The 9,898-nt window shown below is 55.3% G+C and carries 1 protein-coding gene; it reads right to left on the bottom strand.

The annotated features are described in order from the left end of the window. Positions 1-11: 11 nt before the first annotated feature. Positions 12-9,845 (bottom strand): SDR family NAD(P)-dependent oxidoreductase, encoded by a 9,834-nt coding sequence (locus GCU45_RS00065; protein ID WP_152397563.1) that lies wholly within the window; start codon positions 9,843-9,845, stop codon positions 12-14. Positions 9,846-9,898 lie beyond the last annotated feature (53 nt).

The raw sequence follows: 9,898 nt of genomic DNA, 5'->3' as shown, positions 1-9,898 counted from the left end.
TTGGCTCCCCCCTAGTCGAATCTTTCCCAAAAGATAAGCTGCGGTTCGGCGGATGGCGGATCCTCGTCGGAACTTGTCAGCTCCCGCTCTGCATCTTGTTTTTTTGGCCGTCTTTCCCATTCCGGAACCGGGAGCGGATCGCGCTCCTTACGAGCCCCGGACCAAACTGCGGCATCTTCCAAAATGACATGGACATTCGTTCCTCCGTCGGCGAAGCAGTTCAGGGCCGCCAACCTCGATTTCCGCTCCCAAGCGGTGGCTTCCCTCTCGAAATAAAACGGGGATGCCTGCAGGTCGAAATGGGCTATCGGTTGTTGACCGGACAGGAACGGAACGATGCGCCCGTGATGAAGCATGAGGACTACTTTGATCAGGCCGGCAATGCCTTCCGCGCACAGCGGGTGGCCGATATTGGGCTTGATCGATCCCAGCGCCAGCGGCACCTCGGAGTCGTTCCTGTAAATCGATTGAATCGTCTTCAGCTCGAGCAGATCGGTCACTTCGGTACCTGACCCGTTGACTTCAATGTAAGTGATGTCTTCCGCTTTTTTGCCGCTTTTGGCCAAGGCTTCCCGAAGAACTTCCCGCTGGGCCTGGAGATTGGGAGCCGCCGGTCCGGCGGTCCGTCCGTCATTGTTGACGGCGATGCCTTGGATAACCGCATAGATCCGGTCGCCGTCCGCGAGAGCCTGCTCTACCGTTTTCAGCAGCACCATGCCTGCCCCTTCCCCTGGAATGATGCCGGCGGATCGCCCGTCAAACAGATGGAACTGACCGGATGCATTCAAAATGCCGCGCTGATCAAAAATTCGATGGGCTTGATCGCTCGTTAACAGATGAATGCCTCCAACTACCGCGCCTTGAATGTCCCCGCTTTTAAGCGCCTGAACGGCCATGTGCAAACCGACGAGGGAAGACGAACAGGCGGTATCCACCACCAGACTCGGTCCCCTGAAATCAAGGAATTGCGAAATGTTCGCCGCCAAATAATTTTGCCCGACGGCAACGATTGGGTTGCGGGCTTGCATCAGCGCTGACGCCTCGGGGGAATGCTGTGTTCTGGCCCCGAGATAAACCCCGTACCGTTTTCCCTTCACTTCCTGCAGAGTATATCCCGCATGGCAAATCAGCTTGACGCTCTCCTCGAGAAGCATCCGTGCCTGAGGATCCATGGCTCTGGCATCGGCTTCCGGGATCAGAAAATACGAAGCGTCAAAACCTTCAATATCGTTCAGCCATCCTGCATCGTATCCGCTTGAATAGCCCCATCGTTCGCTTGGCATCCGGCGGATGGCTGATCTTCCATCGTTCAGCAGGTCCCAATACTCTTCCAGCGACTCGCCCCCGGGAAATCGGCATGACATGCCGACCACGGCGATATCTGACGAGGCAGCAGGCTCCGCTCGATGAGAGCTTGTTTCAACCGGATAATCATCCCAGCCCGAAGCACACGTATCCTCCCCGAGATCTGCATATCCCTGCTTGGCCGGGACAGATGCTGTCAATACACCGTGATCCCCTTCAGGAAGCATCCCCAAGGGCTCTGCATCCGCAGTCAACGAATGACTGGCGGCTATCATGGCTTGGTCCGGATGATGCTTGACGAGCCAGGCAGCAAGAGCTTCGATGTGCGGATGCTCAAACAGCAGCGTCGGCTCCAGGTTTGCGTTCAACAGATCGTTCAATCTCCGCAGAAGCTGGGCCAGCATGACGGAATCTACTCCGTAATCCTGGAACGAAGTTTCCGTGTCCAGCTTGGCGGAATCGATCTTGAGCTCTTCCGCAAGAAGTTCCTTCAACCAAGACGCTATCATCAGATGCGGGTTATCCAGGTCCCCTGCACGCGCGGACGTGATCGGATCTCCGCTGCGCATCATGCCTGGATTGTGGCCCTCCGCTTTCCGCTCCATCCGGGAAGAAAGCCGAAGCAGCGCATCAGGTTTCCATGCGGACGGACGCACCGATGCTGGAAGCACTACCGCTCCGAAATCTGTGGTCAATATCGAATCGAGCATCTGCATTCCTTCTTCATTGGTCAGGCTCCACAGTCCGGACTCATCGTAAGCCTTGTTTCTGACCTCACCCATGCCGGTCTCCTTCCAACTTGGCCATTGAATGCTGACCAACGGGCATTCGTGCCGCTTGGATTCGGCAAAGTAATCCATATAAGCGTTGGCCGCTGCGTAATCGCTTTGTCCAGCCGCCAGCGATGGGATCGCCGCGGAAACCGATGAATACAGGACGAAAAAGCTAAGCTCCTCTCCTTTCATCACGTTATATAAGGATTGAAGACCATCCATTTTAGGCGATAATACCGTCTCAATTCCTTGAATCGATTTCCGGATAAACGCTGGGTTGTGAACGTCGACAACCCCGGCGCAATGGACCACGCCACCAATGGGACCGATCCGGAGCTTCATGTCTTCCACGGCGTGTTGCAATGCGGCTTCATCGGTTAAGGACACCGACAGGACATGCACCTCCGCTTGCAGTGACTCAAGGTCAAGCAAATCGCGGATTTTATGCCCGATGCTCGTATCTTGGGCGAGATACCGGTGCCACTCCTCCCGGGGAGGGAGCGTTTCCCTACCGGTCAGCACCAGCTTCCTTACGCCGTATTTCTGCACAAAGTGGCGGGCGCATACGTAACCAAGCCCTCGGGTACCTCCGGTAATCCACAGCACATGTTCTTTACGGAACGCAAAAGAACCACGACCGGAGCCGGATTCTTCCCGCTTCCTGCCGAGGGATTCCCCGAGATAGGCCCGATACCTGATTCCGTTCCGGTAGCAGACCTCGGTATCCAGGCTTCCTGATTTATATTCTGCAGCGATTTGTTCAGCCAGCTCTTCGTCGGAAGCGACGGTTTCTCCGTCCATATGCCAGGATACGAGCCGGCTGTACTCATACTGCAGCATGCGGTAAAGTGCGGCACGGTCAGCGCCGGCAAGATTGACGGTTGGATTTTTAAAGGGCTCCAGGCCGCGGGTAACGCATAACATTCGAAGCCCATCCTGGTGGCGGGATTCGATCTGCTGCTGAATCCACTCCATCCAGTCCACCGGCCGAAGTGGGGATGGACCACAGCCCGCCAGATCAATAACCCCTTCGAACGTCTCCCGCTCAACTGACGGATGGGACAGCTCTCCGGTGTCCACTTCCAAAATCACCGCCCCCTCGATGCGGCCCGATACTTGCCGGGCCAAAGACATCGTTTCGGATGTCGCTACGACGGCCACGCCTCTTCCTTTCCCTTTATAGACACCATTCTCCCGGGGAGCCGGCGTCCATTGCTTGGTCCAGAACCCCGCCTTGCGCTGGGATTCGACGGGACGGATCTCGTTTTGACCGAAATTCGCAGCAATTGGATGAAGTTCGCCTGCAGGCTTCCATCCTGGAACCCAATAACGTTCCCGTGCGAACGGGTACGTCGGCAGACTCATTTTCCTTGGCCGAAACTCCGTGTACAGCTTGTTCCAATCCACCTGAAGGCCTTTGACCCAAAGGTTCATCAGTTTGCCGTACTTTTTGCGCTCCATCCATTTCCAGATGGCTTCCTGAAGTTCTTCGTCCCGGAAAAAAATCTGCATCGTATCCTTATTCCGTTTAACTTGCCCGCAATAGATCCCCTCAGACTCGTGATCGCCATCCAGAAAAACGCGCAGTTTATGCGTTAGCTCGTCCACGGTTTTCACGATCAGGCCAAGCCGCTCCTCCATCGCTTCGCGTCCGGTTTGCAGCGTGTAAGCCAAATCCGGCAGCCGTTCATCGCCATAATGCCGGCTTTCCGCATCCAGAAGCAGCCTTTGGGCCTGTTCTTTCAGCTGCCCTTCCGTCCTGGCGGACAGCACGATCATAAACGGATCTGCGCTTTGCGCCGATTTCCGTTCGATATCGTAAAACGCAGGAATGTACTCCTCGACAACCAAATGGGCATTCGAACCCCCAGCCCCGAAAGAGGAGATCCCGGCGATTCTGGGGTATTCGGTCAAGCGCCCGTCTAAATTCAGGAGCGGCCTAATCCATTCGGCCAATTCCTGTTGAACGAAAAACGCCGATCGTTCAAAGTCAATATTGGGATTCAGGACGGAGGAGTGCAGCGAAGGCACAATTTGCTTATGCTTGAGTTGAAGCAAAACCTTGGTCAACCCGGCGATTCCTGCAGCGCTTTCGCAATGCCCGATATTCGACTTGGCCGATCCGATGGCACAGAATTGAGCATCCTCCGTCGCCTGCTTAAATACTTGCTGGAGCCCGGCTATTTCGATGGGATCGCCCAGCACCGTACCGGTTCCGTGTGCTTCTACGTAGCTGACCGCGCGGGGATGTATGCCCGCTTTTCGGATCGCCTTCCCAATAACCTCTGCTTGTGCATTCGGATTCGGGACGGTATAACCGTTCGTTTTCCCCCCGTGATTGATAGCCGTTGCCTTGATGACCCCATAAATTTGATCACCGTCTTCGACGGCTTTGGCCAAGGGTTTCAGCAGAACGGCGCCGACTCCTTCGCCCGGAACGTAACCTTCTCCGCCCTGTCCGAAGCTTTCGCACCGTCCCCTGCTGGAAATGAATTGGCCCTGGGAAAGGTACAAGTACTTATTGGGATGGATGGAAACATTGACTCCACCCGCGAAGCAGACATCGCTTTCACCCGATTGCAGGCTCTGGCACGCCAGATGAATGGCCGTCAGCGAGGATGAGCACATCGTATCTATCGTCAGGCTTGGGCCATGGAAGTTGCAAAAATATGACACGCGGTTGGCGATCGACGCCGGCAGTCCAGGCAGCGCGATCTGACGCCCATGCGCCTGCTCCTGTGCTCCGTACAGTTGGTATTCCTGATACATGGATCCCACGTAGACACCGACCGTTCCCGAATCCGCTAATGCGTCCCGGGTGTATCCGGCATCCTCCATCGTTTCATAGACACATTGTAAGAATAGACGTTCTTGAGGATCCATCAATTCGGCTTCGCGCGGAGAGATATGAAAAAAGAGCGGATCAAACAAGTCTACCCCATCGATAAAGCCTCCCCATTTGCTGTAAGCCTTCCCGGGTTTCGTCCGGTCCTCGTCAAAATACATGCGGTAATCCCAACGTTCGTCCGGGATCTCCGTAATGCAGTCCCTTCCTTTCTTAAGCACTTCCCAAAATTCATTGACATTGCCCGCTCCGGGATAACGGCCAGCCACCCCGACGACGGCGACATCAAAACGGCCTGAGACACTGCCCGCGCCCGCCGTTCTGGCGGTCTCCTGCGGAACAAACCTTGGACGGCGCTGGTTGGCAAGGAGAAGTCCTTGCCCGTCATCGTCCATGTCAACTGGAACCTTGGATTCCTTGGCTTGGACTTGTGATACCGAAGCCCGCTCCTCTCCTCCAAGGGCTTTCAGCATCGAATCCCGATGCTCCCGTAAGAAGTAGACTGTCAGCTCACGGATATTTTGATACTCAAAAAAGAGCGTTTTGGACAAGGAACCAAACGTCTTTTCCAGTTCGCGGGTCAATTGGGTCGTCATGATCGAATCAATCCCGTACTGCTCCATCGGTGCTTCGGCATCGATCCGGGATGCCGGCGTTTTCAAGACGCCGGAAATGAGCTGCTTCAGCAAGCTCTCCGAATGTTCCTGCAAAAGCTGCGGCGAAGAATAACCGGCTGGCCGGATTTCACTGTCCGGTTGAATCAGACTCCGATCCGGAACTGCCTCATCCGTGAGATTGGCGGAGCGCGTGAGCCGGGAGTAGAATAAGCCGGGGTTGCCCTCTACGATCAGGACTTGGTTCGCACCGGAGGCATAAGCCTGGTAAAATGCCTCTAATCCTGTTCCGCTTGCCATGGCTGCCATGCCAAGCTCCGCAAGCATGCTGCGTTCAATGGACTCGGCGACCTGCATGCCTCCGTCCTTCCATAACGGCCAATTGACCGACAAGGTATGTCCGCTCCGTTCGCCTGAGCTCACAAGCGCGTCCCGATATGCGGCATAAGCATCCATAAAGGCGTTGGCCGTGCAGTAATCGGCTTGGCCCGAATTCCCGATCGGACCGAATACGGAAGAAAACATCACAAAAAAATCGAGGTCCACATGGCGGCTTGACTCATCCAGATTGATCAGACCCGTCACCTTCGGAGCCAGTACGTCTTGCAGCTCGCCAACGGTTTTATGGATCAGATAGCTATCCCGAATCAGACCCGCAGCGTGGATGATGCCGTTGATCGTTCCGTGTGCCTGGACAATCTTTTGCACGAGCCGATGGGCTTCGTCCTTAACCGTTATGTCCGACTGAACATATTCCACGAGCGTCCCTTGCGAACGCAGTTCTTCCAGCATCATGTTGTTGTGATCGATTAATGATGACCGGCCAGACAGGATGATCGTGGCATTCTTTACGCGCGCGCCGATTTCTTTGGCAAAGTGGAAGCCGAGCCCTCCCAAGCCGCCGGTAATGACATAAACGCCACCATTTTTCCAGGGCTGCGGATTCGGCATGGGCTCCGCTTTAGCTTCCACCGACTTCCAGTCCATTACAGAACGGGATCCGTGTAAGTATCGGATGTGGAACCGGCCGGTATCCTGCATACTCGCTCTGATATATTCCATCGCCTTATCCGGCGTTGCATCCGTGTCCACTTCAATCATTTGCCCGGTTAACTTTGGGTTTTCCAGGATGGCGGTTTTCAGCATGCCGCCCAAGCCCTGCAAGAGCGAGTCCGCTCCTCTCCGCATGAACATCAGCTGAATAAGCACGCGTCCCGGCGTTTTATCTTCGATCTGAAGCTGCAGCTCTCTCAGCAAACGTTCGGCGTAATCGCGGATATGATCATCACATCTTTCGCCACTATTTTGCCAATCCAGAATTCTCGCCGTATCCATGCCTTCGGCAAATCGCCCGGCCCAATCCACCGGACAGCCGCATAATACGATCAAGTGCTCCCGATAGCTGCTTGTCCCGAACTGCAGTGCCGGGGATTCCTCTTTCCAATACGGTTCCATGAGAAGCAATCCGGAATTGGGGAACGTTCCGTTCGTGTCATTAGACCTTGCTGCCTGCTGCCCGGCCGAATGCCTCCAAGATAGCCCATTTATGCTTACACAGACGTTTCCCTCGCCATCCATCCAATCCAGATCGACCTTATGCACCTGACGAAGCGGGTGATGGTCCTTGCTGTACCGAATCCGGGCCCACATTTCATCTTGGCACGGCTGCAAAATCAGGAGCTCGTCCAAGGCAAAAGGGAGCCACATTTGGCCTGGAGTTTGCGGTTCCTCCTCTTGGGACTGAAAAAAACCATTCAGGAGAAGAACGCCCCCCTGCAGCGCGGAATCCATCATGGCCGGATGCAGGACCCACGGACTGTTCCTTTCCCGAAGGGACTGCGGGATCGACAGCTTTGCAAACAGCTCCGTATCCTCCTTACCTGGATACACCGCAGCAATTCCGCGAAGAGCAGGACCGTAATCAAGCCCTATGGAACGAAGGTAAGCATAGCAGCGTTCTGCGGTGAAACGGGAGAGTTGCGCTTGTTCCGCGATCTCCCGAACGGGAGCGGCCGGCCCTGGATCGGTTTGAACAAAATAAGCCGTACCTTGGCTATGTATCGTAAGTTCATCGGCGTCTGCTTCGTTTTCGCTGTAGATTTCGAACGCCACCTGATCATGTCCTTCCGGATGAAGTCCGATATGAATCCGCACCGGATCTGCACCGGCTTTGACGGGCACGGACCAAACCAAGTTCCGAAGCGACACCGCCGCCTCGCGATTACGTTCCCTTCCGGAAGCACAGATCACGGCCGCTCGCGCCATTTCCAAGTAGGCTACCCCAGGAAAAATCCGTTCCCCGTTCACCTGGTGATCCGCCAGAAAAAATTCCTGCCCGGTAAAGGCGGCACTGTAGCGCTGTTCCCTTAAATCCGAAGTATTGGCATGAAGCAGCGGATGAATGGCTTGGGCTTGAACGCCCTCACCCACAGCCATTCCGCCAGCAGCCGCGTCTTTTACTTCGGGAAGCCAGTACCGTTCTCTTGCGAAAGGATACGTCGGAAGATGGGCATGCTTCCATCCAGAAGCGGGAAAGATCGATTTCCAGTCCGCTTCGTATCCATGGACATATAAATCAGCGATTTCCTGCAGCTTCCGTTCATACTCTTCCGCATCGCTCCTTTTCAAAGCGCGGAGATCCTTTACTAATGCGTTACCCTGCGACTCGAACGCCAGCGATTCCTCAGGTCTGCTCGGAGGTACTTTTGCCGTCAACCAGCCTTCGACATCATTCCCGGCCAACACCTGGGTAATTTTTTTTCGCAGTTCACGGATATCCCGAACGACAAAGGCACCCCGAATCCCAAAATGCTCCCGCCGAAGCAGGAGTGTGGCACTGATGTCGGTTAGCGTATATCTCTCATCTTGGCGTTCCAGCCACTGCAGAAGATCCCGAAGTCTCCGGCCCAGGGCTTCCTCGGTTTTTCCCGACAGACAGACCATGCAGTACGGCAGTTTTCTGCTGACCGTCCTCTTCTTGGGCGGAGCTTCCTCCAGCACCACATGCGAGTTGGTTCCCCCGAAACCGAAGGAGCTGATCCCCGCCCGCCTCGGATAAGCTTCGCCTGTATCACTGGTTAGAGCCTCCCAGGGCCTAAGCCCATCTACGATATAAAAAGGGGTGGCCTCCAGAGAAATGCGGTGATTGAGCTTTTTGAAATTGTGCAGACCGGGGAGCTGTTTATGCTTCATGGACATCAGCACTTTGATCACACCTGCGATGCCTGCAGCCGATTCCAGGTGTCCGATGTTTGCTTTTACGGAGCCAAGGCCACAGTAGTTCCCAGGGGTCTCCAGTGCGGGATCCTGGTCAAGCCGCAGCTTCTCGAAAGCTTGGACCAGTCCGCGGAATTCCATCGGATCCCCCTTCGGCGTACCCGTACCATGGGCTTCGATATAGCTGATGCTATCAACGGGAATTCCCGCTTTTCGGTGGGCTTCGACGATGACTTCCGCCTGCGCGTCCGGATTTGGATAAGTCAGCGTGTGGGTTTTGCCGCTATGGTTCACCGCGCTTCCTTTCAGGACGCCGTAAATCGGATCGCCGTCCGCGACCGCCTGGTTCAGCGGCTTCAGCAGGACAACCCCCGCCCCTTCGCTGCGTACGTAGCCGTCCGCGCTGTCATCGAACGTTTTACACGAACCGGTTGGCGACAGCATGCCTGCCTTGGAGAAGGAAATATGGCGCGACGGTGTCAGGATCAGACTGACGCCGCCCGCGAGCGCCATTTGGCATTCACCCAGCTGGAGCGACTGCGCTGCGGCATGAATGGCGTTGAAGGAGCTGGAACAAGCAGTGTCGATCGGAAAGCTGGGACCTTTCAGATTGAAGTAATGAGAGATCCGGTTGGCAATGACCGCCGAGGCCGTCCCGATTGAATGATAGGTTTCAATCGTCTGGTTGGAGCTCTCCTGGAGCCCTTTGTAATCGAAGTTGAAGACGCCCATGTAAACGCCGATTTTTTCGCCGGAAATTTCAGACGGCCGCACCCCGGCATCCTCCAGGCATGCCCACGACAACTCAAGCATGATTCGCTGCTGGGGATCCGTAACTTCGACCTCGCGGGCGGAAAGGCCGAAAAAGGCTGCGTCAAAGGCATCTGCATCACGAATAAACCCGCCCCACTTGCTGTTGCTTTTGTTTTTGCCGGACTGGGGGTCGCCCCAATAGTCCCGCCAATCCCAGCGTTCCTTTGGAATTTCCTGAATGCTGGAACGCCCTTCCTTCAAATTGTCCCAAAATTCATCGTAGTTATGCGCGCCCGGAAACCGGCATGCCATACCGATAATGGCGATATCTTTATCCATGTCAAGGTACACCTCGCTCGATCTTGTGATTGAACTTCTTCCTTGTTACTACC

It is taken from the genome of Paenibacillus cellulositrophicus, assembly GCF_009363095.1.
Lineage (GTDB): Bacteria > Bacillota > Bacilli > Paenibacillales > Paenibacillaceae > Paenibacillus_AQ > Paenibacillus_AQ favisporus.
Note: the sequence above shows the minus strand (reverse complement) of the source record. Positions and strands in the feature narration are given on the sequence as shown.

Coding starts and splice junctions, on each gene's coding strand:
- GCU45_RS00065 (WP_152397563.1), bottom strand. CDS start 9,845: ATGGATAAAGATATCGCCATTATCGGTATGGCATGCCGGTTTCCGGGC.